This is a genomic window from Paraburkholderia lebeckiae (assembly GCF_014201005.1).
In the GTDB taxonomy this organism is placed as follows: Bacteria; Pseudomonadota; Gammaproteobacteria; order Burkholderiales; family Burkholderiaceae; genus Paraburkholderia; species Paraburkholderia tuberum.
The window spans coordinates 573,415-598,121 of the sequence record NZ_JACHDK010000001.1 but is presented as its reverse complement, the minus strand read 5'-3'; the positions used below and the strand labels follow the sequence as shown (position 1 = coordinate 598,121).

The 24,707-nt window shown below is 62.3% G+C and carries 22 protein-coding genes; 11 read left to right on the top strand and 11 right to left on the bottom strand.

The window, feature by feature from the left end; translation table 11 throughout:
• Nucleotides 1–119: 119 nt before the first annotated feature.
• Nucleotides 120–959, top strand: a complete 840-nt coding sequence (locus HDG39_RS02660) for an SDR family NAD(P)-dependent oxidoreductase (RefSeq protein WP_184002986.1) — start codon at nt 120–122, stop codon at nt 957–959.
• Between the two features lie 29 nt (nt 960–988).
• Here HDG39_RS02660 and HDG39_RS02655 read toward each other — a convergent pair whose 3' ends face one another.
• Nucleotides 989–2,104, bottom strand: coding sequence for a GGDEF domain-containing response regulator (locus tag HDG39_RS02655; protein WP_184002984.1), 1,116 nt, complete (start codon nt 2,102–2,104; stop codon nt 989–991).
• 285 nt (nt 2,105–2,389) lie between these two features.
• On the opposite strand from HDG39_RS02655, the gene HDG39_RS02650 reads away from it, so the two are divergent.
• A complete protein-coding gene (locus HDG39_RS02650) occupies nt 2,390–2,719 on the top strand; it encodes an ecotin precursor (RefSeq protein ID WP_090802296.1) in 330 nt (109 codons plus the stop codon).
• A gap of 98 nt (nt 2,720–2,817) precedes the next feature.
• Here HDG39_RS02650 and HDG39_RS02645 read toward each other — a convergent pair whose 3' ends face one another.
• The 3 genes from HDG39_RS02645 to mnmE all read right to left on the bottom strand — a co-directional run bounded on the left by HDG39_RS02645 (nt 2,818) and on the right by mnmE (nt 5,993).
• Nucleotides 2,818–2,979 carry a hypothetical protein gene (locus HDG39_RS02645; RefSeq protein WP_184002982.1) on the bottom strand — a complete coding sequence of 54 codons (162 nt, stop codon included), beginning with the start codon at nt 2,977–2,979 and terminating at the stop codon, nt 2,818–2,820.
• Between the two features lie 247 nt (nt 2,980–3,226).
• Nucleotides 3,227–4,417: a tyrosine-type recombinase/integrase gene (locus HDG39_RS02640; protein WP_184002980.1), complete on the bottom strand. Its 1,191-nt coding sequence runs from the start codon at nt 4,415–4,417 to the stop codon at nt 3,227–3,229.
• Nucleotides 4,418–4,598: 181 nt separating this feature from the next.
• Complete coding sequence (gene mnmE, locus HDG39_RS02635) at nt 4,599–5,993, bottom strand: tRNA uridine-5-carboxymethylaminomethyl(34) synthesis GTPase MnmE (protein WP_184002978.1); 1,395 nt, start codon at nt 5,991–5,993, stop codon at nt 4,599–4,601.
• Between the two features lie 383 nt (nt 5,994–6,376).
• Between mnmE and HDG39_RS02630 the strand changes: the two genes are divergently transcribed.
• Nucleotides 6,377–6,784 (top strand): helix-turn-helix domain-containing protein, encoded by a 408-nt coding sequence (locus HDG39_RS02630; RefSeq protein WP_018418931.1) that lies wholly within the window; start codon nt 6,377–6,379, stop codon nt 6,782–6,784.
• A gap of 138 nt (nt 6,785–6,922) precedes the next feature.
• Here the strand turns inward: HDG39_RS02630 and yidC are convergent, their stop codons facing one another.
• The 4 genes from yidC to rpmH form a co-directional block, all read right to left on the bottom strand.
• A complete protein-coding gene (gene yidC / locus HDG39_RS02625; RefSeq protein WP_184002976.1) occupies nt 6,923–8,581 on the bottom strand; it encodes a membrane protein insertase YidC in 1,659 nt (552 codons plus the stop codon).
• Between the two features lie 30 nt (nt 8,582–8,611).
• The gene (yidD, locus tag HDG39_RS02620) at nt 8,612–8,842 is read right to left on the bottom strand and encodes a membrane protein insertion efficiency factor YidD (RefSeq protein ID WP_167050029.1); all 231 of its coding nucleotides are present in this window, start codon (nt 8,840–8,842) and stop codon (nt 8,612–8,614) included.
• A gap of 112 nt (nt 8,843–8,954) precedes the next feature.
• Complete coding sequence (gene rnpA / locus HDG39_RS02615) at nt 8,955–9,434, bottom strand: ribonuclease P protein component (RefSeq protein ID WP_409259144.1); 480 nt, start codon at nt 9,432–9,434, stop codon at nt 8,955–8,957.
• Between the two features lie 19 nt (nt 9,435–9,453).
• Nucleotides 9,454–9,588 carry a 50S ribosomal protein L34 gene (gene rpmH, locus HDG39_RS02610; RefSeq protein WP_004198824.1) on the bottom strand — a complete coding sequence of 45 codons (135 nt, stop codon included), beginning with the start codon at nt 9,586–9,588 and terminating at the stop codon, nt 9,454–9,456.
• Nucleotides 9,589–9,971: 383 nt separating this feature from the next.
• Here rpmH and dnaA point away from each other — a divergent pair, with 383 nt between their 5' ends.
• The 4 genes from dnaA (at nt 9,972) to HDG39_RS02590 (ending at nt 17,305) form a co-directional block, all read left to right on the top strand.
• The gene (gene dnaA, locus HDG39_RS02605; RefSeq protein WP_221305577.1) at nt 9,972–11,570 is read left to right on the top strand and encodes a chromosomal replication initiator protein DnaA; all 1,599 of its coding nucleotides are present in this window, start codon (nt 9,972–9,974) and stop codon (nt 11,568–11,570) included.
• 531 nt (nt 11,571–12,101) lie between these two features.
• Complete coding sequence (gene dnaN / locus HDG39_RS02600) at nt 12,102–13,205, top strand: DNA polymerase III subunit beta (protein ID WP_018418935.1); 1,104 nt, start codon at nt 12,102–12,104, stop codon at nt 13,203–13,205.
• Nucleotides 13,206–13,319: 114 nt separating this feature from the next.
• The gene (gene gyrB, locus HDG39_RS02595) at nt 13,320–15,791 is read left to right on the top strand and encodes a DNA topoisomerase (ATP-hydrolyzing) subunit B (protein WP_184002970.1); all 2,472 of its coding nucleotides are present in this window, start codon (nt 13,320–13,322) and stop codon (nt 15,789–15,791) included.
• Nucleotides 15,792–16,309: 518 nt separating this feature from the next.
• A complete protein-coding gene (locus HDG39_RS02590) occupies nt 16,310–17,305 on the top strand; it encodes a dienelactone hydrolase family protein (RefSeq protein ID WP_018418937.1) in 996 nt (331 codons plus the stop codon).
• 698 nt (nt 17,306–18,003) lie between these two features.
• Here HDG39_RS02590 and HDG39_RS35580 read toward each other — a convergent pair.
• Entirely contained in the window at nt 18,004–18,354 is a 351-nt protein-coding gene (locus HDG39_RS35580) for an AraC family transcriptional regulator (protein ID WP_311664900.1), read from the bottom strand.
• Nucleotides 18,345–18,836 (bottom strand): helix-turn-helix domain-containing protein, encoded by a 492-nt coding sequence (locus HDG39_RS35575; RefSeq protein ID WP_311664898.1) that lies wholly within the window; start codon nt 18,834–18,836, stop codon nt 18,345–18,347. Before HDG39_RS35575 ends, HDG39_RS35580 begins: the two co-directional genes overlap by 10 nt.
• A gap of 366 nt (nt 18,837–19,202) precedes the next feature.
• On the opposite strand from HDG39_RS35575, the gene HDG39_RS02580 reads away from it, so the two are divergent.
• Entirely contained in the window at nt 19,203–20,597 is a 1,395-nt protein-coding gene (locus HDG39_RS02580; RefSeq protein ID WP_184002968.1) for an ethanolamine ammonia-lyase subunit EutB, read from the top strand.
• The gene (gene eutC / locus HDG39_RS02575; protein WP_184002966.1) at nt 20,594–21,385 is read left to right on the top strand and encodes an ethanolamine ammonia-lyase subunit EutC; all 792 of its coding nucleotides are present in this window, start codon (nt 20,594–20,596) and stop codon (nt 21,383–21,385) included. The genes HDG39_RS02580 and eutC overlap by 4 nt, the downstream gene beginning before the upstream one ends.
• Before the next feature lie 31 nt (nt 21,386–21,416).
• On the opposite strand, the gene HDG39_RS02570 is transcribed toward eutC, so the two are convergent.
• On the bottom strand, nt 21,417–23,852 hold the full coding sequence (locus HDG39_RS02570) for a heavy metal translocating P-type ATPase (RefSeq protein WP_184002964.1): 2,436 nt from the start codon (nt 23,850–23,852) through the stop codon (nt 21,417–21,419).
• A gap of 81 nt (nt 23,853–23,933) precedes the next feature.
• Here HDG39_RS02570 and cadR point away from each other — a divergent pair, with 81 nt between their 5' ends.
• On the top strand, nt 23,934–24,365 hold the full coding sequence (cadR, locus tag HDG39_RS02565) for a Cd(II)/Pb(II)-responsive transcriptional regulator (RefSeq protein ID WP_184002962.1): 432 nt from the start codon (nt 23,934–23,936) through the stop codon (nt 24,363–24,365).
• Nucleotides 24,366–24,487: 122 nt separating this feature from the next.
• Nucleotides 24,488–24,688 carry a hypothetical protein gene (locus HDG39_RS02560; RefSeq protein ID WP_018418946.1) on the top strand — a complete coding sequence of 67 codons (201 nt, stop codon included), beginning with the start codon at nt 24,488–24,490 and terminating at the stop codon, nt 24,686–24,688.
• Nucleotides 24,689–24,707 lie beyond the last annotated feature (19 nt).

The following is a 24,707-nucleotide window of genomic DNA, read 5'->3' as shown; positions in this document are numbered from 1 at the left end:
AAACTCAGCTCGTCAACCCCGCCATATCAGCGCAAAAGCCGCCAGGCGGCGAGTTCACGGATGGTCCCATTCACCGCACAGGGCGGCCGCATCATGCGCAGCCCGCAAGGAGAGCTTCGATGGCAACGCAGGCAGACAAGGGCGTACAAGGCAATTCGAACGAAGGCAAGGGTACGGCGGTGGTCACGGGCGCATCGTCGGGTATCGGCGCGGTCTACGCGGACCGGCTCGCGCGACGCGGCTACGACCTGCGGCTGATCGCACGCGACGGCGCGCGCCTCACCAGCCTCGCCGACCGGCTGACGAAGGAAACCGGCCGCCGCGTGAGCACCGTCAGCGCCGATCTGACCGACAAGGCCGACGTGCGCCGCATCGAGAACCAGTTGCGCGCCGAGCGCGGCATCACGATGCTGGTCAACAACGCGGGCGTCGGCGCGACCGCGACGCTGATCGACTCCGACATCGATGAACTCGAGCAGATGATCGAGCTGAACGTGACCTCGCTCACGCGCCTGACGTCGGCAGTGTTGCCGGGCTTCATCGCGTGCGGCGCCGGTACGGTGATCAATATCTCGTCGATCGTCGCGCTGGCGCCGGAATTGTTGAACGGCACCTATAGCGGCACCAAGGCGTACGTGTTGAACCTCACACAGTCGCTGCATCACGAGTTGGGCGACAAGGGCGTGCGGCTTCAAGCGGTGCTGCCGGGCGCGACGAGCACCGCATTCTGGGATCGCGCGGGTCTCGCGGTCGAGAACCTGCCTGCGCAGATCGTGATGAGCGCGGAGGACATGGTCGACGCGGCGCTTGCCGGTCTCGACCAGGGCGAGCTGGTGACGATCCCGTCGTTGCCCGATGCCGCCGACTGGGAGCGTCTGAACAGCGCGCGTTTGCATCTGCAGCCGAATCTGTCGCGCAGCGCGCCGGCCGAGCGCTATATGCGCGCCGTGGCGGCGTAAACCGAAGGTTGAGGAGGGCGGCGCCAGACTCAGCCGCTCACGGCCACCTGATTCTTGCCGTCGCGTTTCGCGCGATACAGGCCGACGCCGGCGGCCTCGATCAGCGTCGTGACCGGTTCGGCGGCCGACGGCACCACCATCGCCGCGCCGATGCTGATCGTGACGACGCCCTCTGCCGAGCCCGCATGGGTGATCGCGCGGTCTTCGACCGCGATGCGGATTTTCTCCGCGAGCAGGCGCAAGCCGCCCGCCGACGTGTCCGGAACGACCACCGCGAACTCCTCGCCGCCGAAGCGCGCGGCGAGATCCAGTGAATGGCCGAGGCACGCTTCGATCGTATGCGCGACGCTCTTCAGCACTTCGTCGCCGGCGACGTGCCCATAGGTGTCGTTGTAGGCCTTTAAGTGATCGACGTCGATCATCAGGAGGCCGAGGCCGGTCTTGTCGCGGGTGCCGCGGTGCCATTCGGCGGCCAGATACTGGTCGAGGTAGCGGCGGTTCGACAGGCCGGTCAGACCGTCCAGATGCGTGAGCCGCTGCAACTCCAGATTCGTCGCCAGCAGTTGCCGCTGAGATTGCCGCAGCGCGCGATACGCTTCGTCGCGTTGCAGCAGGTGTAGATACGAGCGCGAGTGATAGCGGATGCGCGCTATCAGCTCGATGCGGTCGGGCAGCTTCACGAGGTAGTCGCTCGAACCGGCCGCGAACGCCGCGCTTTTGACAAGCGGCTCTTCGTCGGTCGACAGCACGACGATCGGGATGTCGCGAGTGGCGGGATTCAGCTGGTATTGCCGCACTAGCGTCAGACCGTCGCCGTCCGGCATCACGAGATCTTGCAGGATCACCGTCGCGCGCGTTTCCTCCGCGCAGCGCACCGCGTCCTCCCATGACGCGCAGTAGCGAAAGTCGATGCCCGGCTCGTCGGCGAGCGCCTCGCGCACCCCCTCGGCGATGACCGCCTGGTCGCCGACCAGCAGCACCGTGATCGGGCACTCGGCCGCCGGCGGGTCGGCGAGGATGCGCGCGAGCGCGTCGTCGCTGGCGAGCCTGGGCGCATCCTCCCCGGCGAGCGCGTGCGCCTGCGGGTTCACGTCGTCTGCGGGATGCAGCGTTGCGGCGTTCTGGGGCGGTTTAGAGGTGTCCATGTGGCTCGGCCAGAATGAAGTTCAGGAAGGGCACGTCAGCTTGCGGGTAGGCGAGGCGCTCGTTGACCACTGCCATTGATCAGATAATAGTCGGCGCCCGCATCAAGGCCAGCGCGGCGATCTTCCCCGCGATGCCTGGACGAAAAGCAGCGCAATGCCCTGCGTGGGTTAACGCGTGCAACGTTATGCATCTGTTACAGAGTTAATGTCCGGTTACCAACTGCAGCATCTATTTCCGCGCGCGCCGGCGACAATTCGTCCATGCCTGAACGGCGGGAGCTCAATATGAAAAAGATCGCAGTGGCGTTGGTGATGGCGGGTAGTTTGACGGTGGCGGGCCAGGCGTCCGCGCACGGACACGGCGGTGATGTGGTGGGTGCGCTGATTGGCGGCGCGGTGCTGGGCGCGGTGGTCACCTCGGCGTTGACGCCGGCGCCGGTGGTCGCGTATCCGCAGCCGGTCTATGCCGAGCCCGCGTATCAGCCCGCGCCGGCCTACGTGGCACCGCCTCCCGGATATTGCTACGACCAGTATCAGCGCGCCTATGTCGCGTGCGGCGCACCGCCGCCCGGACAGTACGGCTATGCGCAACCGCAACCCGAGCCGCAGTGGTGAGCGCGGCAAGGCTCTGATGCGCGGATGATTCAGCCGAACAACGCGCAGACGAAAAGGCCGTCGCCCAATGCGACGGCCTTTTCCATTTGAGGCACGGCTTAATGCTTGTGATGCAGCCACTCCGCGTAATGCGTGTCGAGCCAGCGCTCGAGCCTGGGCGGCCTGGACGGGTCGCGGTGACGCGACATCATCCAGATGGCAAAGCCGACCACCAGCATGACGGCGGGCCCCATCAGATAGGCGAGCATTGATTCAGGCATCGGAACCTCCGTATCGGCTTGCATCCATCTCTCAGTGTAGGCGAAGGAAGCGGGGAAAGAACGACGATGTCAAACGGTCCAGAGAAGCGAAAAAAGGCACATTTGCGCCTAGTTTGGAAACCTGTTTTTTTTGATGATTTTTCCTTTATTTGCTTAGGGTCTGGGCGAGCTCGCATTAGCCTGTGTACCATTCTGTTACCGGCCTGACTGCGAGCGTCACATGGCGCCAAAACCCATGACAATGCCGTCAAGCCGTCCCGTTCGCCGTCTGCCGCGCGACTTCCATCCGGCTATCGACAAAGTCCGCCCAACTCTGAAGCATGCGACGCTGCCACGCCGCTTCGTCGGTTGCTTCACGCTTCGCGATATCGCCCCCCGCGGCTGATTGCTGTTCCATCTCGCGCAGATGCGACGACGCGGTGCGACGAAAGTCATGCAGCAGGAAATGCTCCACGTCGAGCCCAAATGCCTTGACTGCCTGGTTCAGCGTGCTTTTCGCGATCGGCCGATCGTCGCCCCTGACGCTCGGGAACACGAACGTCTCGCTGGTGCGCCCGCGCTGCAGCTCGCGCAGCAGCGCAACCGCCTGACGCGGCAGATGGACGACGCGGTCCTCGCGCGCGTTCAGGCGCGCGGCGGGGATCGTCCACAGCGCGTTGTCGAGATCGAACTCGGCCCATGTCGATTCGACGAGGTCCGCTTTGCGCGCCATCGTCAGCACCAGCAGATGCAGCGCGAGCTTCAGCGGACGGCGGATATTGGATGTGTCGATCGTGCGCAGCATGACCCCGATCTCGGCGCCGGACAGCACGCGGGTGCGGCTGTCGAAGGTCGCGATCGAGCGCGCCGGTACGACTTCCGCGGGATTGCTGGTCGCGAGCTGGCGCCCGATCAGGTATGCGTACAGGCGCTTCACGACGTTGCGCGTGTGCAGCGCCATTTTCGGCGAGCCGCGGCTTTTGATGCGCTCGCAGATCGCGACGACGTCGTCAGCGGTGACCGCGCCGATCGGCTTGTTGCCGATCGCGGGCAGCACGTCCTTGTCGAGCGCGCGCCGCGTGGTGCGGCGATATTCATCCGACTTGCCGGCCAGCGCCGTCGCGAGATAAAGCTCGGCCGCTTCGCGCAGCACGTCGGCCTTGCTCTCGGCACCGCGATCGCGCCGCGCGGTGGCGACCGGCGAGATGCCCTGCGCGACGAGCGCCGCGTACCTCTGCGCCTTCGCGCGCGCGACGCGCAGCGAAATCATCCGGTAATCGCCGATGGTCGCGAGCGGCTGACGCTTGCCGTTCAACGTATAGCGGAAGCGCCAGACCTTGGTGCCGGTCGTCATGACCTCGATCACGAGGCCGTTGCCGTCGGCGACGCAGTAACGGGTCGCGCGCGGTTCGAGCGCGCGGATCTCGGATTCGGTGAGCGGGGTGGCGAGGCGGGGCATGCTTTGGGGACGCTGTACGTTCAGGCTCGGACAGCGTGGATTTTAAACCTTTGCCCGGTTGTGTACCAAAAATCCGGTGGGTTTTTGGTCGACGGAGTGCGATTTTCGCGTGTGCAGCGGCGCCGATTCGGCCACGAGAGGCTATATGACGGCCCGATTGCGCCGACGCACAAGGTCGGCGTTACTTGCCGATACAGAATCGGCTGAAAATCACGCCGAGCAGATCGTCCGAACTGAACTCACCGGTGATCGAGTTCAGTTGATCCTGCGCGAGCCGCAATTCCTCGGCGAACAGATCGAGCGCCTGCGCGTTCTGTTCCGCATGCGCGGCGGCGGTCGCCAGATGCTCGTCGGCCTCGCGCAACGCGATCAGGTGCCGCTCGCGCGCGAGATAGACGCTCTCCGCGCCCGCCTGCCAGCCGGCAATCCGCAGCAGTTCGTCGCGCAGCAGCGCGACGCCGTCACCCTTCTTCGCCGACAGCCGCACCTCGCTAAGTTCGAGGTCGGCGTCGAGCGCCTGCATCGCGGGCGCGAGCCCTGTCAGGTCGGTCTTGTTCAGCACGCGGACGACGGGCACGCCGCGCGGAAAGCGTCCGGCGATCGTTTTGTCGTCGGCCGTCATTCCGGCGCGCGCGTCGAGCAGATGCAGTACCACGTCCGCACGCTCGATCTCCCCCCAGGTGCGCTCGATGCCGATCTTCTCGACCTCGTCCTCGGTCTCGCGCAGGCCGGCCGTGTCGATCACGTGCAGCGGGATGCCTTCGATCTGGATCGTCTGCGCGACCTTGTCGCGCGTCGTGCCGGCGATCGGCGTGACGATCGCGAGTTCGGCGCCGGCGAGCGCGTTCAGCAGCGACGACTTGCCGACGTTCGGCTGCCCCGCCAGCACGACCGACAAACCCTCGCGCAGCAACGCGCCCTGGCGCGCCTCGCTCAGCACGTGCGCGAGACGCTCGCGTATGCGCGCGAGCTTGCCGCGCGCGTCGGCGGCTTCGAGGAAGTCGATTTCCTCTTCCGGGAAGTCGAGCGTCGCTTCGACCAGCATCCGCAGCGTGATCACCTCTTCGACCAGCGCGTGGATGTCGCGCGAGAACGCGCCGTCGAGCGAGCGGCCGGCCGAACGCGCGGCGGCCTCGGTGCTCGCCTCGATCAGATCGGCGACGGCCTCGGCCTGCGCGAGGTCGAGCTTGTCGTTCAGAAACGCGCGACGCGTGAATTCGCCGGGCTCGGCGAGCCGTAGACCGAACGCGCGGCCGGCGTCGATGCAGCGCTGCAGGACCAATTGCAGCACGACCGGGCCGCCATGGCCTTGCAGTTCGAGCACGTGCTCGCCGGTGTACGAGTGCGGCGCCGGAAAGTACAGCGCGATGCCGCGATCGAGCGGATTGCCGCTCGCGTCGAGAAACGGCACGTAGCTCGCGTGACGCGCCGCGAGCGTCTGGCCGGTGAGGGCCTGCATCAACGGCTGGGCCGCCGCCGCGCCAGCGCGGCCGAACGAAATCCGCACGACGCCGATGCCTCCCCGGCCGGGCGCGGTAGCAATGGCAACGATGGGATCGGAGTCGGTCGTGAGCATGTGAAGTCGGGCGAAACGGGAGGGGGAAGGGCGGGGCCGCGTCGGTCGAGCCGGCGCGAGGCATTGTAACGCGCGCGCCTCGCACGGAAGGGCTGGCGACCAGGACGCGAAGCGGATGACATGCCCGTTTGCACCTTTCGTTTGAACAACTCGGATTTATCCCAATTAAGCTAGGATCATTACCGCCCTACTTAGGAATATTTGAGACTCGGCAGGAACTGCAGTTCAGGCAAAGCCAAGCCTGGCAATCGAGAGATGAAAAAAATCAAATTCGTGCAACGCGTTATGGGGCGCGCGCCGCAAGCTAAAACTATCTCAAATAAGAGAAAGCAAAGCTTGATCGGTTGTCAACTGGCTGAACTCTGAATTGCACAATCTGGCCCATGCCGACCGACAAAGAAAAAGCCGCCTTCGCCAAGAGGCTGAAGGATCTGCTCGAGCCGCTGAAAATCCGCGGCGGGACCAAACTCGCCGAGCAATTCAATCTTCGCTATTACGGCGAGCGGCCCGTGACGCCCCAGACCGCACACAAATGGCTGACGGGCACGACGATTCCGAAGCCGGACAAGTTGCGGACCCTCGCCGAATGGTTGAACGTCAAGGAGCACTGGCTCCATTACGGACCACCGCCCGGCGCCAGCGCACGACCGATGGCACGTGGCGAAAAATATCCACCGACACCCGAAACGATCGAACTCGCTTCGAAGATCGCATCGTTGACCCCGAAGGACCGGAATCTGGTCGAGGAAATGATCGTGCGTTTTTACGGCGAAGATTCTGACGAAGAGTGAACGACGAAAACTCAAGCGCAGCCGCCCGCCGCATTTCTTTCAACCGCACCATAAAAAAAGCCGCCCGGTTCGCACCGGGCGGCTTTTCGTTTTCAGCTTGCGTCAAGGCGGCCCTGCGGGCCGCCGCCGGACGGAACATCAGGCCGGCTTCGCCTTCGAGCTGCCCATCATCCGCGTGATGTAGTACTGCTGCGCGATCGACAGCACGTTGTTCACGACGTAGTACAACACGAGACCTGCGGGGAAGAAGAAGAACATCACCGAGAACGCGATCGGCATGAACATCATCATCTTCGCCTGAACTGGGTCCGGCGGAGTCGGGTTCAAGCGGGTCTGCAGGAACATCGACACGGCCATCAGGACCGGCAGGATGAAATACGGATCCTGCTGCGACAGATCCTGAATCCATAGAATCCACGGCGCACCGCGCATTTCCACCGACGACAGCAACACCCAGTACAGCGAGATGAACACCGGAATCTGGATCACGACCGGCAGACAGCCGCCGAACGGATTGACCTTCTCGGTCTTGTACAGCTCCATCAGCGCCGCGTTCATCTTCTGCGGATCGCCCTTGAAACGCTCGCGCAGCGCCTGCATGCGCGGCGTGATCGCCTTCATGCGTGCCATCGACTTGTAGCTCGCGGCCGACAGCGGGAAGAACACCGCCTTGATCAGCACCGTGAGCAGCACGATCGACCAGCCCCAGTTGCCGACATAGCTGTGGATCTTCGACAGCAGCCAGAACAGCGGCTTCGCGATAATCGTGACCCAGCCGTAGTCCTTCACCAGATCGAGACCCGGCGCGATACCTGCGAGCATCTTTTCTTCTTCCGGACCGGCGAACAGACGCGCGGACACGCTGACGGTCTGGCCCGGCTGGATGGTCGGCATCGCCTGCTTTATGCCGACGCGATACAGCGACGGATCGATCTTCTCGGCGTAGAACTCGCGCTTCACGCCTTCCTGCGGAATCCAGGCCGACGCGAAGTAGTGCTGGACCATCGCGACCCAGCCGTCGTTGGCCGACGTCGCGAAGTCTTGCTTGTTCTTGTCGAGATCGCTGAACGTCATCTTCTGGAAGTGATGCTCGTTCGTGTAGACAGCCGGTCCGATGAACGTGTGCGAGAAGCGCGGCGTTTCGACCGGCTGGTCGTCGCGCACGAGCTCCATATAGACCTGCGGCGTCACCGGCGTGGTGCCGACGTTCTGGACCTTCGTCTCGACGCCGATCACGTAGCTGCCGCGCGTGAACGTATACGTCTTGATGACCCGGAGGCCGCCCTTTTCCGGCGACTCGAAGCTCATCTGGAACGAGTTCTGGCCGTCGGCTAGCTGGGTCGGCTGATTCGGCATCAGCGTAAAGACGTCGTTGTGATTCGGGAAGTCACCGCCGAGCAGGCCGGTGCGCGCCAGATACGTGTGATTGTTCGTCTTGTCGAACAGCGTGATCACGAGATCCGGCTGCTTGCCGTCGCCCTGCTTGACGAGCGACAGGCGCGACAATGTGCCACCGCGGGTGTCGATTTCGCCGCTATAGACGTCGGTGCCGAACTTCACGAGGTGCGATTGCTCGGCCGCTGGCGCGTTGCCCGGCGCGGCCGCGTTGGTGGCCGGCAGATCGGCCGGCTGGGTGCCCGGTGTGGTGGTGCCCGGCGCGGCGCTGCCGGCGGTCTGGGTCGACGTCGTGCTCGGGAAGAACATCGACGGGCGTCCGTGGTCGCGTTGCCAGTTGTCGAACAGCATGACAGCTGACATGAAAAAGATGACCCATAGGACGGTGCGTTTGATATCCATGCGTTGTCTCAGTGTCGATGGAACGGCGCGTCAGCGCTTTTCAGAAGTGGGTGGCGGGACGAGATCGATGCCGCCCGCGGAAAACGGGTGGCAGCGGCAAACACGCCTCACGGCGAGATAAGTCCCGCGCGCGGCGCCATGATACTGGATTGCCTCGCGCGCGTAATCAGAGCAGGAAGGGTAAAAACGGCACCGGTTGCCGAGCATGGGGCTCACGGCAAGCTTGTAAAAGCGCAATAAAGCGAAGAGAACCGTTTGCATGACTGGTGCGGCGGTATGGCGCCGCGCAACGTGAAGTACAGGACGACGCCCGCGCTCTGAAGCTGCCGGCGCAACGCCCGTTGCGGCGACCGTGGTGCGGGCGGTCACTGCGTCATTCCGTCCTGGGCGCCTCCGCGGGCGGCGCCTGACGACGGGTAATTTCGCGCGCTGCCTTGTCGAGGAGCGCCTCGATTTCGCTGCGGCACAGCGCCTTCAACGGCGACGACGACGCGCTCGGCAAAGCTTTTTTGTCGAAACGCGTGTGTAGACGCAGCAGCACATCCCAACCGCCGAATTCCGCGCGACGCAGCCGGAAGGCTTCGCGCGCGATCCGGCGCACCAGATTCCGCGTGGCCGCGCGCGGCGCATACTTCTTACCGATCACGAGGCCAAGACGCGCCTCGTTGCCGGTGGGCCGGCCGTACACGACGAAGTGCGCGGTACGGCGCCACGGCCGCAAACGAAAAACGGATGAAAATTCATCCGTTTTTAGCAGCCTTGCGGCTTTGGGGAAGGCGGCTTGCGCTCGCAACGGAACCGAGCCCGGTTGCTGCGCCCCGGCCGCTCCCGCTTCGCCGCGGGCTTCGGTCACAGCGCGCAATCCGCTTGCCTTAGATCGCGAGGCGTTTGCGGCCCTTCGCGCGACGTGCGTTGATGACCTTGCGGCCGCCAGCGGTCTTCATGCGAACGCGGAAGCCATGGGTGCGCTTGCGACGGGTAACGGAAGGCTGGTAAGTACGTTTCATGTTGCTCTCACTTGATCGAAAAAAACCGCGCGATCATCGCTGAAAGCGCAATGGCCGGTGGTTTGCTGAAATTGGTTTTCGCGGAACCCGCTATTTAAACCGGTTTTCCGTTGGCCGTCAATAGTTTAGCCGTCGTCCGGCGCAGCCGGGGTTTGCCGGACCAGGCGATCGGTCCCTGTGGATAACTCACTTTCGGGTCCGTTTTGGCGTTAGAATCTCGCCTTACTTCCCAAAAATGTTGCACGCCGCTCCGGCACGCTTGTCCCGCAGACCCTTGTGGCACAGGCGCCTGGGGCCGTTACGCCTGGCTGCTCAGGGCCTTGTTGCGCGCGCGCGACTGGGGCAGCGGCGACCGCCGTGCACACCATAACGATAGCAACTTGATGAACGAATTCTGGCAACACTGTTCCGCATTGCTGGAGCGTGAGCTTACGCCCCAGCAGTACGTGACGTGGATCAAACCCTTGGCCCCGGTCGCCTTCGACGCCGATGCGAACACGTTGAGCATTGCCGCGCCGAACCGCTTCAAGCTCGACTGGGTCAAGAGCCAGTTCTCCGGCCGCATCGCGGATATGGCCCGCGATTTCTGGCATGCGCCGGTGGACGTGCAATTCGTATTGGATCCGAAGGCCGGCATGCGTGACCCAGCGGCCGGGGCGCCGGCTCCGTCGTCGGCACGCCCGACTTCGGCCGCGCCGCAGGGCGGTAATGCCGGCGGCGTCGCGGCCGTCGATGCGGCTGTCGGCGCCGTGCAGGCCGCGCATGCCGCGCGCGCGAATCCCGCAGCCGCGGCTGCGGCGCTCGCAGCGCAAAACGCGAATTCGCGCAACGCCGCCGAAGACGCCGCAGACCTCGATTTGCCGAGCCTGGACGCGAACGAAGCCGCCGCCGGACGCCGCACGTGGCGCCCAGGCCAAGGCGTGGGCGCGGTGGCATCCGGTGAGAGCGACTCGATGTACGAGCGCTCGAAGCTGAACCCCGTGCTGACCTTCGACAACTTCGTGACCGGTAAGGCGAATCAGCTCGCGCGCGCCGCGGCGATCCAGGTCGCCGACAACCCCGGCATTTCGTATAACCCGCTGTTCCTGTACGGTGGCGTGGGCCTCGGCAAGACTCACCTGATCCACGCTATCGGAAATCAGTTGCTGATGGACAAACCCGGCGCGCGGATTCGCTACATCCACGCGGAACAGTACGTGTCCGATGTGGTGAAGGCGTACCAGCGCAAGGCGTTCGACGACTTCAAGCGCTACTACCACTCGCTCGACCTGCTGCTGATCGACGATATCCAGTTCTTTTCGGGCAAGTCGCGCACGCAAGAGGAATTCTTCTACGCTTTTGAGGCGCTGGTCGCCAACAAGGCGCAAGTGATCATCACGAGCGATACGTATCCGAAGGAAATTTCGGGTATCGACGATCGCCTGATCTCGCGCTTCGACTCCGGGCTGACGGTGGCGATCGAGCCGCCCGAACTCGAAATGCGCGTCGCGATTCTGATGCGCAAGGCGCAATCGGAGTTCGTGAGCCTGAATGAGGACGTCGCGTTCTTTGTCGCGAAGCATCTCCGCTCGAACGTGCGCGAGCTTGAGGGCGCGCTGCGCAAGATCCTCGCGTACTCGAAGTTCCACGGCCGCGAAATCACGATCGAACTGACCAAGGAAGCGCTGAAAGACCTGCTGACGGTGCAGAACCGGCAGATTTCAGTGGAAAACATCCAGAAAACGGTCGCCGACTTTTACAGCATCAAGGTCGCGGACATGTATTCGAAGAAGCGTCCGGCGAACATCGCGCGGCCGAGGCAGATCGCGATGTACCTCGCGAAGGAGTTGACGCAGAAGAGCCTGCCGGAAATCGGCGAGCTTTTCGGCGGGCGCGACCACACGACGGTGCTGCACGCGGTGCGCAAGATCGCCGACGAGCGCAGCAAGGACGCGCAGCTGAATCACGAATTGCATGTGCTGGAGCAGACGCTGAAAGGCTAAACGGGCTGGCGGCACGCGACCGTGAAATGGACGTCGGCGGCAGGAAACGCTGGAAGCGGCTACGCAGCGGTTTGAATGAGGCCGCGAAAAGGCTGTGAAATAGAGAAACGGGCAGGGGACCCACAACCCCGCGCCGCTGTCGGGTCCGAAGGGGAAAGGACAAGGAACGCGACGGTAAGCGTGCAGAAGCGACGTAAAAGGCGCTGCAAACCCGTGACGAATTTGCGGCGCAACCGGCCAGAAGTGGCGGAAAAACGAGCCTGCGAACCGGTAGCGCCGCGCAGCGGCGCGACAAACCGGCGGGAACCCGTACCACGCCCTACAAAATCGACCTGTTTATTCCCGAACTCGCCCCCATTTTAGTGAGGCGGTCCCGTTTTCAGGCACAATACAGGTTTAACCGCCCGGCGGCGACGGGCGGATTTCACGCCGTGTCGGGCGCTTTTCAGGGCGCCGGCGGGGAGCCGTGGCTGCACGCTGAAAAGCTTGTCCCGTAAGGCGTGCAGGCCGTTATATCAACGAAGGAACCCTATGCAACTGGTCAAGACCGAACGCGATAACCTCCTCAGGCCGCTGCAAACCGTGAGCGGCATCGTCGAACGCCGCCATACGTTGCCGATCCTCGCCAATTTGCTGATCACCAAGAACGGTCCTGAGGTATCGTTCCTGTCGACCGACCTGGAGTTGCAGATCACCACGCGCGCCGATTTCGGTGTGGGCGGCGATTCGGTCGCGACCACGGTGGCGGCGCGCAAGCTCCTCGACATTCTGCGTGCGATGCCCGACGGCCAGGTCACGCTGACGCTGAACGACAAGCGCCTGACCGTGCAATCCGGCAAGAGCCGCTTTGCACTGCAAACGCTCGCCGCGGACGAATTTCCGACCGTCGCTCAGGCCAAAGACTACGGCGCGAGCCTGGTGGTTCCTCAAAAGACGTTCCGCCAGCTCCTCGGCATGGTCCATTTCTCGATGGCTCAGCAGGACATCCGCTACTACCTGAACGGCATGCTGCTGGTGGTGGACGGCGACCAGTTGATGGCGGTCGCGACCGACGGTCACCGTCTCGCGTTCTCGTCTATGAAGATCGAGGGCTCGTTCGCGCGCCAGGAAGTGATCATTCCGCGCAAGACGATTCTCGAACTGCAGCGCCTGCTCGAAGACATCGACGATACGCTGAAGATCGACATCGCGCAGACGCAGGTCAAGTTCACGTTCGGTCAGGTTGAACTCGTATCGAAGCTCGTGGAAGGCAAGTTCCCCGACTTCCAGCGCGTGATTCCGAAGTCGCATAAGAACAAATTCCAGATTGGCCGCGAAGAACTGCAGCGTTCGCTGCAACGCGCGGCGATTCTGACGTCGGATAAGTTCAAGGGCGTGCGCTGCATCGTCGAGCCGGGCCAGTTGAAGATCATGTCGACCAACGCCGATCAGGAAGAGGCGCAGGAAGAACTTGAAATCGCTTACGACGGCGACAGCGTCGATATCGGGTTCAACGTCACGTATCTGCTCGACGTGCTAGCGAATCTGAAGGTCGACATGCTGCAGGTGAGCCTGGGTGATGCCAGCTCCAGCGCGTTGATCACGATTCCCGAGAACGACGAATTCAAGTACGTGGTGATGCCGATGCGCATCTGACACGTCCAACATCAAGAAAAACACCAAGGGGCGCAGCGCCCCTTTGGCGTTTTTATGGCGTTTTGAAAAGTACAGAGCAGCAACCTTGCAGTAGCGCAGAACCGGAAAAAATCCATGACTGAAACGAACAATACGCAGCCCGATAACAGCTACGGCGCCTCGTCCATCCAGATCCTCGAAGGTCTGGACGCCGTGCGCAAGCGGCCTGGGATGTACATCGGGGATACATCGGATGGCACCGGTTTGCACCACCTCGTGTTCGAAGTGCTCGACAACTCGATCGACGAAGCGCTCGCCGGGCATTGCAACGACATCCAGGTGATCATCCACGCGGACAACTCGATCTCGATCACCGACAACGGCCGCGGCGTGCCGACCGGCCTGAAGATGGACGACAAGCACGATCCGAAGCGCAGCGCCGCCGAAATCGTGATGACCGAGCTGCACGCCGGCGGCAAGTTCGACCAGAACAGCTACAAGGTGTCGGGCGGCCTGCACGGCGTGGGCGTGTCGTGCGTGAACGCGCTGTCGCGATGGCTGCGCCTCACCGTGCGCCGCGACGGCAAGAAGCACTTCATGGAATTCCACCATGGCGTGCCGCAGAACCGCGTGCTCGAAGAAATCGACGGCGTGACCGTCTCGCCGATACAGGTGATCGGCGACACCGAAAACCGCGGCACCGAAGTGCATTTCATGGCCGATGAAACGATTTTCGGCAACGTCGAATATCACTACGACATTCTCGCGAAGCGGATTCGCGAACTGTCGTTCCTCAATAATGGCGTGCGCATTCGTTTGACGGATCAGCGCTCTGGCAAGGAAGAGGATTTTGCATTCGTCGGCGGCGTGAAGGGTTTTGTCGAGTACATCAACAAGAACAAGTCCGTGCTGCATCCGAACATCTTCCACATCATGGGCGAGAAGGATGGCGTCGGCGTCGAAGTGGCCATGCAGTGGAACGACAGCTACAACGAAAACGTGCTGTGCTTCACGAACAACATTCCGCAGCGCGACGGCGGCACGCACCTGACAGGTTTGCGCGCGGCGATGACGCGTGTGTTGAACAAGTACATTGCCGATCATGAGGTCGCGAAGAAGGCGAAGGTCGAAACGTCGGGCGATGACATGCGTGAAGGGCTGTCGTGTGTGCTCTCGGTGAAGGTGCCGGAGCCGAAGTTCAGCTCGCAGACGAAGGACAAGCTGGTGTCGTCGGAAGTGCGCGCGCCGGTCGAAGAAGTGGTCGCAAAGGCGCTCGAGGAATTCCTGCTCGAGACGCCGGGCGACGCGAAGATCATCTGCGGCAAGATCGTCGATGCGGCGCGTGCGCGCGATGCGGCGCGCAAGGCGCGTGAGATGACGCGCCGTAAGGGCGTGCTCGACGGCGTCGGTTTGCCCGGGAAGCTCGCCGATTGCCAGGAGAAGGATCCGGCGAAGTCGGAGATTTATATCGTCGAGGGTGACTCGGCGGGTGGGTCGGCGAAGCAGGGGCGTGATCGGAAGTTCCAGGCTATCTTGCCGCTGCGCGGGAAGGTGCTGAACGTCGAGAAGGCGCGTTACGACAAGCTGCTTTCTTCCGAGCAGATCGTTACGCTGATTACCGCGCTTGGGTGCGGGATCGGTAAGGAAGACTACAACCTCGACAAGCTGCGCTATCACCGCATCATCATCATGACCGATGCGGACGTCGATGGCGCGCACATCCGCACACTGTTGCTGACGTTCTTCTACCGGCAGATGCCGGAGATGATCGAGCGCGGGTATATCTATATCGCGCAGCCGCCGCTTTACAAGATCAAGGCGGGTAAAGATGAGCGGTATCTGAAGGATGAGTCGGAAGTGAACGCTCATATTCTTCGGCTCGCGTTGCAAGGGTCGGAGTTGCTTGCTGCTGAAGGCGCGACTCCGATTACTGGGGATGCGTTGGGTGAGTTGGCGCGGGCTTATCTGTTGGCGCAGGCGGTGGTTAATCGACTCAGCCGTCTGTATGACGCTGGTGCGCTTGAGGCGGTGATGGATGGCGTTGTTATCGATCTCTCCAGCGAGCAGGCGGCCGAGACATCGGCTCGCGCGCTCGAAACGAAGCTGCGCGATGATGCGCTGAAGCCTGAGGTGAAGGTGACCACGATGTATGACCCGGTGCGGGAGTTGCGCTCGCTGCGCGTCGCGCGGACGCATCATGGAAATCAGAAGATCTCCGTGCTCGATGAAGAGTTTCAGCTGACCGCGGATTATCAGCAGCTTGTGAATACCGCTAATACGTTCAAGGGGTTGATTGGCACTGGCGCTGTGATCAAGCGTGGGGAGCGGAGTATGGCTGTCACCGACTTTAAGAGTGCGATGAAGTGGCTGCTGGCTGATGCTGAGAGGAATATGTCCAAGCAGCGCTATAAAGGCCTCGGGGAGATGAATCCGGAGCAGCTTTGGGAGACGACTATGGATCCTGCGGTGCGGCGTCTTCTTCGGGTGCAGATTGAGGATGCTATTGCCGCTGATGGCATCTTTACTACGCTCATGGGGGATGATGTGGAGCCGCGCAGGGCCTTTATTGAGTCGAATGCGTTGAGGGCGGGGAATATCGACGTTTGAGGGTTGTTGTAGGTAGACGCATAACCTGAGAAAAACGGGCCCATAAGTTGAGAAACTTATGGGTCTTTTTATTAATAGTCAGGCTGATGAACAATACGTCGACGTGCTGATACTGCTGTATTCATCTGCCACGGTCGGTTTATCGATAGAGCAGCGACCTCGCGCGGAGGGTGCGACGATATGAACGCGACGAGCCGACGCAAACCCGAATGCGATTTTTCCGAAAGGGAGGCGGGGCGGCTGACGCCGGTCAAATGCCGTGCGTGATTCAGATAGTAGTTTGGCCACGCTGCGCGTCATCAGGTCGCGCGCCTATCCGGCTTCGGCAACCCAGCCCTACCGGAAGGCGGCGCGCCGACCGCGCTCGGCGACTCCGGACGGCTAAAAGCCGTCTGCCGTCTGCCGTCTGCCGTCACCGTCTGTCATATCACGACAATTCCGTCATTTGCATTGCATTCCTGCCCGGACCGCCTATAACGCTGCATAAATAACTCTGTCCGTGCTCAAGGGAGACGGCCATGTTCGCAAGTGTGAAAGGCTTGCCGTTCCTTTTGCTAGTCCTCGTGCTCCTTTGCATTCCGCGCGTCCCCTACGCGCAGGTGGCGCGAATGGAAGTCATTCCATTCGAGTCGATGACGCTCACAGACGAGCAATTTCTGGCCGGAAGCGAAGACGGCAAGCGCGTGACGATAGCCGGTGAATTGCGGCTGCCTCGACCCGGGACCGACAGGCTGCCCGCCGTCATACTGCTGCACCCGTCTGGGGGTATCGGCGGCCAGATAGCGGACTGGGAGCAGTGGTTCCTGTCGTTGGGCGTTGCCACTTTCGTTGTCGACAGTTTCACGAGCCGAGGCATAGAAAACACAATTAATGACCAGAGTCAGCTTGGCAGACTTGCCCAGACAGAAGACGCGTATCGCGCGCTCAGCCTTATTTCCAAAAACCCTCATGTCGACGCGAGCCGCGTGATGCTAATGGGCTTTTCCCGTGGAGGACAAGACACGCTCTACGCGAGCATGGTGCGCTTCCAGAAAGCGCATGCCGATGCGTCCACTCCAGGATTTGCAGCCTATGTTCCGCTTTACCCAGACTGCAGTGCCCACTACCTCGATGACGACAACGTATCAAAGGCTCCCATTCGCATATTCCATGGAAGCGCAGACAACTACGACCCGGTCGCGCCCTGCAAGGCCTATGTGGAACGGCTGAAAGCCAAGGGGGCGGACGTAGAGCTGACCGAGTTTGCCGGGGTTAATCATATTTTCGATGCGCGCGCCTTCGCACATCCAACCCCCCTGCCGAAAGCGCAAACAGTGCGCAATTGTGCATGGGAAGAACACAGCGTGGGACAATTGCTTAACGTCAAAAGCAACCTGCCGTTCTCATATGCGGACCCCTGTGTCGAACGGGGCGTGACAATCGGGTACGACGAAAGCGCGACGGAGCAAACGAAGAAGGCAATAGCCAACCTGGTTACCACTACGCTTAAGCCGACACCGACACGTGCTCCGTAATTCCATTGAGACTGGCGGGAACAGCATTGCTTTGGGCTGTTACGAAAAACGCGCGGAGATTTGCTTTCTGCGCTTCGAATGAGCCCCGCTGCGCTCAGGTGTTCATCAACACGTTAAGTGAAGGGCTGGGCTTGCTGCTCCCGGCTGGTGGTAAGTGTCGATTGCGCAACACAGCGTCGATTGAGTCTTGTCAAAAAGCCATATCGCAACGCAGTTGCAACGCCCCTCATGGAGAAATTCCGGTTTGCGAGTCTCGACTTTGGATAGTCTGCCGTTGGAGATCCGCGGGTCGCCGCTATTCAGTTGCCGCTAACGAGATCTTCAAATAATGGCCTTTCACTCGAGGCTACTTATCCACATCCCCCTTTGGACAACTTTTGTAAAAACAGCCGAACACATTGTGGGCGAAATCTTGATAAATGCGCCGCGTTAACCGGTCGGCTAAAACTTCTCCTTGGCTCCGTTATCCTGTCCGCCCGCGCTCCCAAGGGTTATCGATTCTGCAGCGCGTTGATCCGTAAACGAACTTCCAGGTTATCCACAGCCGAACGCCCCACTTGTTAACTATTACTACGTATACATATACAAAGACTATAAAAACCGGAGAAGCACGCCGAACACGCGCAACGTATACGCACACAACAACAGCAACATCGCAGGACGCAGAATCAGCGAGCACCAACCCAGCGACCCACACCTCACCCCAACGGCAAACCAATCTCCGTAACCAACTCCCCAGGCGCAGTCTCCTTGGGACTATTCAAATACTCCTCAAACACCGGCGCATCCGCTGCCTCCCTCCCAGACTGCACCAGCCAGGTCCCGTACAACCACTCATGAGCCGTTCGCATATCGCTATACTGCCCAACATGCCGCAACACCGCATATTCCCCGCCGCGTATACGCGTGACAGAAACCGCCCCACCAATCCCAACAGCCGAAGCCACTTCAGCCATCACAGGCCCCGGCAACAACACACCCGCCTTCGACCGCAACGCCTTCTCCTCGACCACTCCCGGATCATCGAAGTAAACCCCGATCATCCGCATCTGCGCCTCGAGCAGATCATGTTTCGCAAGCCACCCAAACAAAGCATCAAAGTCCTTCCGATCTGCATATAAGGTCCGACATGATCGACCGACAGAATCTCCATCGGCTCCGCACAACGAATCACGACCTCACGAATCATCGTCATCTGATCGTCTCCTGAAAGAGCCGGCCGAAACCGGCTATGCCTGCCTTGCCTGCGATACTGCGCCGACGGCACACCAAACACCGCGCGGAACGTCCGCGAGAAAGACTGCAAACTGCTATACCCCGAATGCTCGGCAATCTGAGCAATCGGCATCGAACTACTCGCAAGAAAACCCGCTGCGCGATGCAACCGTAAACGCCGCACGGTCGTCGCGACCGTCTCGCCATACATCGCCTGATAAATCCGGTGCCAGTGATACGGCGACAGACACGCAATCTCCGCAAGCCGTCCGATGTCGAGTGGTTCGTCGAGGTGATCGTAGATATGGTCGAGCACGCGTGCGAGTCGCGTCTCGTATCGAGCCCGATGGTCTGATTCGTTCGTGACTGGACCGCAGAAAATTGGCGCGAGAGGATGCGAACAAAGTATCACGTCAGCGAGTGTCGACCGTTTACCAAATCCTGCGGATATCAAGCGGTGCGCACAAAGCGAATTAAGCGCCTGTTGACCGCGCCCCGTGGACGCGAGCAGGAGCGCCAAACACAGCATCGGCAAACAGCCCCAATTTCCGCAACGTGACGCTGCCGCCGTTTGGCGCTATCGTGTGGTGCGCAGCACCAGCACCGGCAGCCAGCAACCTGCAGCATGTAACCGCCGGTCCCATTCCTACCCGCGTTCGCGCGAGGCGATGGAGCCGCAAACATGAGCTACACCGAGTCGATCGGCAGTCGCACGTACCGCTTCGCCGACCTGAAGACCCTGCTCGCGAAAGCGAGCCCGCAACGCTCGGGCGACGAACTCGCAAGCATCGCGGCAGCGAGCGAAGAAGAGCGAGTCGCCGCCAGAATGGCGCTCGCCGAGGTGCCGCTACGCACGTTCCTGAACGAACCGCTGATCCCCTACGAAACCGACGAAGTCACCCGCCTGATCATCGACGATCACTCACCCCAAGCCTTCGCCGAAATCTCCCATCTGACAGTAGGCGACTTCCGCAATTGGCTACTCAGCACCACAACCGATACCGACGCACTCGCCCGCATCACCCAAGGTCTCACGCCAGAAATGGTCGCCGCAGTCTCAAAGCTGATGCGCAACCAGGACCTGATCACCGCCGCCCGTAAACGCCCGGTCATCACCCGCTTTCGCAACACGGTCGGTTTACCTGGCCGCATGTCCGTACGCCTGCAACCGAACCACCCAACCGACGACGTCAAAGGCATCGCCGCCTCGATGCTCGATGGCCTGATGTACGGCTGCGGCGACGCGCTGATCGGCATCAACCCCGCGAGCGACAACCTCGCCGCGATCACGAAGCTGCTGCAGATGATCGACGACTTCCGCCAGCGCTATCAGGTACCGACGCAGTCGTGCGTACTCACGCACGTGACGAGCACGATCGCCGCGATAGAAAAAGGCGCGCCGGTCGATCTCGTATTCCAGTCGATCGCCGGTACCGAAAAAGCGAACGCGAGCTTCGGCATTTCGCTCGCGCTGCTGCAGGAAGCGTACGAGGCGGGGCTGTCGCTCCAACGCGGCACCGTCGGCAGCAATCTGATGTACTTCGAAACGGGGCAGGGCAGCGCGTTGTCGGCGGATGCGCATTTCGGCGTTGACCAGCAGACCTGCGAGGCGCGCGCCTATGCGGTCGCGCGCAAGTTCAAGCCGTTTCTGGTGAACACGGTAGTCGGTTTCATCGGCCCCGAGTATTTGTACGATGGCAAGCAGATCACGCGCGCGGGTCTCGAGGATCACTTTTGCGGCAAGCTGCTCGGCGTGCCGATGGGTTGCGACATCTGCTACACCAACCACGCCGAAGCGGACCAGGACGACATGGACAATCTGCTGACGCTGCTCGGCGTAGCGGGCATAAATTTCATCATGGGCGTACCTGGCGCGGACGACGTGATGCTCAACTATCAGAGCACGTCCTTTCACGACGCACTGTACGTGCGCGACGTGCTCGGGTTACGGCGCGCGCCGGAATTCGAGGAATGGCTGGAGTCGATGCAGATCATCGACGCACGCGGCGCGTTGATCGGCGCATCGGCGCGGCAACCGCTGCTCGAACGCGCGCGCGACTGGACGGGGATCGCATGACCGAGAACGACGCACTCGACAAGGACCCGTGGAGCGCACTGCGTCGGTTTACGCAGGCGCGCATCGCGTTGGGCCGCGCGGGCCACAGCCTGCCGACCGCGCCATTGCTCGCGTTCAATCTCGCGCATGCGCAGGCGCGCGACGCCGTGCACCATCCGCTCGACGTGGACCCGCTGCACGCACAACTGCGCGCGCAAGGTTTCAATACGCTCGACGTGCATAGCGCCGCGCCGGATCGCGAGCAATATTTGAGGTGCCCTGATCTTGGGCGGCGGCTGTCGGAGGAGAGTCGCGCGACGCTTGCCCGACTGCCATCGCAATCAAGCGATGTGCTGTTTGTGATCGGCGATGGTCTATCGGCGTTCGCCGCATCGAAGCAGGCTGTACCGTTGCTGCAAGCTATACATCCAAAGCTCGCGGGTTGGACCATCGGTCCCGTAGTGGTCGCGCGTCAGGCACGCGTCGCACTCGGCGACGAGATCGGCGAATTGTTCGACGCGAAGATCGTCGTGATGCTGATCGGCGAGCGACCGGGTTTGAGTTCGCCGGATAGCCTCGGCATCTACGTCACGTACGCGCCGAAAACGGGGTGCAGCGACGCCCAGCGCAACTGCATTTCCAACGTGCGCCCGCAAGGCCTCGACTATCCGCAGGCCGCGCACAAGCTGCACTACCTGCTCACGCAGGCGAGGAAGCTGAGACTTACAGGGGTGGGCTTGAAAGACGACAGCGATGAGCTGCTAGCCAGCACTCCGACGCATCCTGCCGTGAACGACGGTTCAGAGTAGGACGAAACGAGCGTAAACCTCGCACGCCCACTCACTTGCGCAACAACCTCAACCCATTCCCCACTACCAGCAAACTCGCACCGACATCTGCGAACACCGCCATCCACATCGTGCCGAAGCCCATCAACGTCAGCACGAGGAACACGCTCTTGATGCCAAGCGCGAGCGCGATATTCTGCACCAGCACCCCGTACGTCGCCTTCGACAAGCGGATAAACGCCGGAATCTTCCGCAGATCGTCATCCATCAACGCGACGTCGGCGGTTTCGATCGCGGTGTCGGTACCCATCGCACCCATCGCGAAGCCGATGTCGGCGCGCGCGAGCGCGGGCGCATCGTTGATGCCGTCGCCGACCATGCCGACCGTCGCGCCATCGCTCGACCATTGTGCGACCGCGTCGAGCTTGTCCTCGGGCAACTGATCGCCGCGCGCTTCATCGACGCCGACCTGCTGCGCGATCGCCTCGGCGGTATGACGGTTGTCGCCGGTCAGCATCGCAGTGCCGACGCCGAGCCGCCGCAATTCGGCGACGGCGTCGCGACTCGTTTCCTTCACTGTGTCAGCGACCGCAAACAGCGCGAGCACGCGCTGCGCATCGGCGAGCATCACGACGGTTTTGCCGTGCTCTTCGAGCGCATCGAGACGCGCTTCGAGTTGCGGCGAGCAGCGGCCGAGTTCCTCGACCAAGCGATGATTGCCGAGCCAGTACGCGATACCGTCGATATCGCCGCGCACGCCGCGTCCAGCGATCGCTTGGAATGCATCGACATGCAGGTGTTCGACGCCGTCGTCATTGGCGGCAGCAGCAATCGCCATCGAAACAGGGTGGTCGGAGCGGCCCGCGAGGCTTGCCGCGAGCGTGCGGTATCGGAACGTTTCACCCGCGTCACCGACCACCTCGAACTCCGTCTGCACCGGCTTCCCGTGCGTAATCGTCCCGGTCTTATCGAGTGCCAACCGGGTCAGCTTGCGACCCTGTTCGAGATAAACGCCACCCTTGATCAGAATCCCCTTGTGCGCCGCGGCCGCGAGCCCGCTGACGATCGTCACCGGCGTCGAAATCACGAGCGCGCATGGACACGCGATCACGAGCAGCACCAGCGCCTTGTACACCCACGCGTGCCACGCTCCACCGAACACGAGTGGTGGGACCAGAGCGACGGCGAGCGCAATCGCGAACACGATCGGCGTATAAACGCGCGCGAATTCATCGACGAAGCGCTGTGTCGGCGCCTTCGTGCCCTGCGCCTCCTCGACCGCGTGGACGATCCGCGCGAGCATCGTGTTGCCGGCGGCCGCCGTCACTTGATAATCGAACGAGCCCGCCTGGTTGATCGTGCCGGCGAAAACGGCGTCGCCGATCGCCTTGTCGACGGGCAGGCTCTCGCCGGTGATCGGCGCCTGATCGACGCTCGAGCGGCCCGCGACGATTTCGCCATCGAGCGCGATCCGCTCGCCCGGCTTCACGCGCACGAGCGTCCCGGGCACGATCGCGTCGACGCGGACGGGCTGCCACGCTCCATCGGGCTGCTGCACGCTGGCCTGTTCGGGCGTGAGCCGCATGAGTCCTTCGATCGCGTTGCGTGCGCGGTCGAGCGAGCGCACCTCGATCAGCTCGGCGATCGTGAAGAGCACCATCACCATTGCGGCTTCGGGCCACTGGCCGAGCAGCGCCGCGCCGGTCACGGCGATGCTCATCAGCGCGTTGATGTTCAAGTTGCCGTTGCGCAGCGCGACCCAGCCCTTGCGATATGTCGTGAGGCCACAGGAGGCAATCGCGACGATCGCCATACCCGCCACCACCCAGACCGGCGCGCCGAGCCAGCTCGCTGCTTCTGAGGCTCCCGCGACGATGCCGGCGAGGATCAGGGGCCACCACGGCTTGCGCATTGCGTCAGTGGCTGCTTGGGGCACCGCGTCGGCGTTCCCACCCTTTCCGGCGTCGCTTGCCAGTTCGGGCGTGAAGTCGAGCGAGCGCAGGGCGGCGAGCACCGACTCGAGCGCCTCCGGCGCGTGGACGACAGTCAGCACGCGCTGTATCAGGTTGAAGTCCATGCTACGCACGACCGGCATACGGCCGAGCTTCTTGCGGATCAGCGCTTCCTCGGTCGGGCAGTCCATCTGCAGGATGCGGATTGCGGTGCGAAGGTCGTCGCCGACGGCTTCGGACGGAGGCAGGCGCAGCGACGCAGGCGCAAAAGCGCTAGCGACGCAGCAAGCGACAGCAGCGTGATCATGGGCGTGGCCGTGATCATGACCGTCCTGATGGTCGTGCCCTTCATGCCGATCACCGTCGCCCACGTCGGCGCCACAAGCATGTTCACCGCCATGCGAATGCCCGCATCCCTCACCCGTGCCCCTGCCATGAGCATCGCCGCGCCGCGCATCAACGTCGCCGCAACCCCCGTGCGTACAGGCTTCGTCCCGTTCCGGACAATCGGTGGCAATACGGCTGGTGTCAGGCATTGGTGGCTTCCTCGTGCGATTTGTGGTCTAGTAAACACCCTGAAGCCACTACAAGGTCAAGGCCGCGTGGAGGAAGGGTCCATGAAAATCGGCGAACTGGCGAAAATCGCCCATTGCACGACGGAAACCATCCGTTTCTACGAAAAAGAGCGCCTGCTGCCCGAGGCGGAGCGCACCGAAGCCAATTACCGCAGTTACACGGCAAAGCATGTCGAGCGCCTGCGCTTCATCCGCAATTGCCGCGCGCTCGACATGACTCACGACGAAATCCGCGCATTGCTGCGTCTGACCGACGCGCCGGCGAACGGCTGCGGCGGCATGCATACGCTGGTCGACGAGCACATCGCGCACGTCGACACGCGTATCGAAGAACTGCAGCAGCTGAAGGCGCAACTGACAACGCTGCGCGACCAATGCCACGGCGAGCATCCGGTCGAAGACTGCGGCATCGTGCACGGCCTGACCGACATGGATGTGGCCGTGCCGTCTCCGCGGCATACGCATCTCGGCTGACGCCATGCTTGACGTCGAGCGCTATCGCGTCACGACGCAGCGCCGGCGCGGCAACCCCATACACGGCAAGGCCGCGCGTGCGACCTTGCCGATCGATCATCGAATCCAGTTGGAGAATCAACGTGTTCACCTGTAGAAACCAGTCCTGCGGCGCGCAGTGGGAGCAATCCGACGTCGTCATCAAGAACGAAGGCCAGGGGCTGCTGTTCCGCTGCCCGCTGTGCGGCGCGCGCAACTATGTCGAGCGTTTCGACGGCGACGACGGCGAGGTGGTGTACGAGCAGTTGCCGGGCCGCCCCGATCAGGGCCCGATGGCCGAGTAATCGCGATTCCTACAGACGA